The sequence below is a fragment of the Nonomuraea sp. NPDC001684 genome, from assembly GCF_053596515.1.
Map to the genome: position 1 here is coordinate 1 of NZ_JBSFGJ010000817.1, position 1,917 is coordinate 1,917.

The following is a 1,917-nucleotide window of genomic DNA, read 5'->3' on the forward strand; positions in this document are numbered from 1 at the left end:
GTTCTCCTGGCTCAGGCCACGTCGGGGTGCACGCGGAAGCGGTCCCAGACCCGGTGCAGGGGCAGCAGGGCGAGCACGTCGCGCAGCACCCCCTCGCCGTCCTGGCCGGTGACGACGCCCGGCGCCTGCGCGGGGAGCCCCGCGGCCTGCAGCGCCTGCGCGGCCGTGCCCCAGCCGCCCACCGCCTTGGCGTGCCGGTACGCCTCGCCGACCAGGAGCAGCACGCGCGGGTCGACGGGGGTGCCGCCGTCGCCGGCCTTGGCGTCGCGGGCGCCGTACGCGTCGTCGCCCGGGGCGGGCGCCCCGGCCAGCAGCACGGCGTCGAACTCGACGGAGCGGGCCGTGGCGAAGGTGCGCTGGACGGCCAGCGTGCCGCCCAGCATGCCGCCCTTGGGCGCGATGACGAGCGGCGTCATCCCGCCGTCGAGCACGGCCTGGCGGACGGCGCCCACGACGCCGAGGTCGCTGGTCTCGTCCGCGACGATGCCGATGATCCGGCCGTCCAGCGGCCACTCCCGGCCGACCTGCGACAGCGCCGGGCTCGGCGCCGGGGCGGCGAGCGGCACGGTGGGCTCGGGGGCGGGCAGCCCGAGGCCGTCGGCGACCTCCCGGCACAGGACCGGGTCGATGTTGGCCAGCACCCGGAGCTGGCGTTCCTTGACCGCCTGCTCGTAACACTTGCCCAGCTCGAAGGTGTAGGCGCTGATCAGGTGCTCGCGCTCGACCGGGGACAGGCTCAGCCAGAACAGCCGCGGCTGGCTGTAGTGGTCGGAGAAGGTCGCGGGCGCCTCGCGCACCTTGCGTCCGGCGACCTCCAGCGGCACCTCGACGTAGGCGCCCTGCCCGGCGCCGGCCTGGAAGGGGCAGCCGCCGTCCAGGGAGTTCGGCCGGTACGGGGCCACCCCGCGGTGGACGGCCGTCTGGTGGAAGCCGTCGCGCAGCATGTCGTTGACCGGCGCGTGCGGCCGGTTGATGGGGATCTGCGCGAAGTTCGGGCCGCCCAGGCGGGTGATCTGCGTGTCGAGGTAGGAGAACAGCCGCGCCGCCAGCAGCGGGTCGTCGGTGATGTCGATGCCCGGCACGAGGTGCCCGACGTGGAAGGCGACCTGCTCGGTCTCGGCGAAGAAGTTCGACGGGTTGGCGTTGAGCGTCATCAGGCCGACCGGGTGGACGGGGGCCAGCTCCTCCGGCACGATCTTCGTCGGGTCCAGCAGGTCGATGCCCTCGAACATCTGCTCCGGCGTGTCCGGGAAGACCTGGATGCCCAGCTCCCACTGCGGGTGCGCGCCGGCCTCGATGGCGTCGGCGAGGTCGCGCCGGTGGAAGTCGGGGTCGACGCCGCCGGCGATCTGGGCCTCCTCCCAGGTCAGCGAGTGCACGCCGAGCTTGGGCTTCCAGTGCCACTTGGCCAGCGTCGTCTCCCCCGCCGCGTTGACCAGGCGGAAGGTGTGCACGCCGAAGCCTTCCATCATGCGGAACGAGCGCGGGATGCCGCGGTCGGACATGTTCCACATCGTGTGGAAGGTGGCCTCGGTGTGCAGGGAGACGAAGTCCCAGAACGTGTCGTGCGCGCTCTGCGCCTGCGGGATCTCCCGGTCGGGATGCGGCTTGCCGGCGTGGATGACGTCGGGGAACTTGATGCCGTCCTGGATGAAGAAGACCGGGATGTTGTTGCCGACCAGGTCGAACACGCCCTCGGCGGTGTAGAACTTGGTGGCGAAGCCGCGGGTGTCGCGGACGGTGTCGGCCGAGCCGCGCGAGCCGAGCACGGTGGAGAAGCGGACGAAGACCTGGGTCCTGGCGCCCTCGGCGAGGAAGGCCGCCTTGGTGATGTTCGAGGCGGTGCCGTAGGCCTGGAACACGCCGTGGGCGGCGGCGCCGCGGGCGTGCACCACCCGCTCGGGGATGCGCTCGTGG

At 73.0% G+C, this 1,917-nt stretch carries 1 protein-coding gene; it reads right to left on the reverse strand.

Annotation, left to right across the window (positions count from 1 at the left end):
• Positions 1-11 precede the first annotated feature (11 nt).
• On the reverse strand, positions 12-1,917 hold a 1,906-nt coding region (locus ACWCSD_RS52110; RefSeq protein WP_449927269.1), incomplete at its 5' end, for a catalase.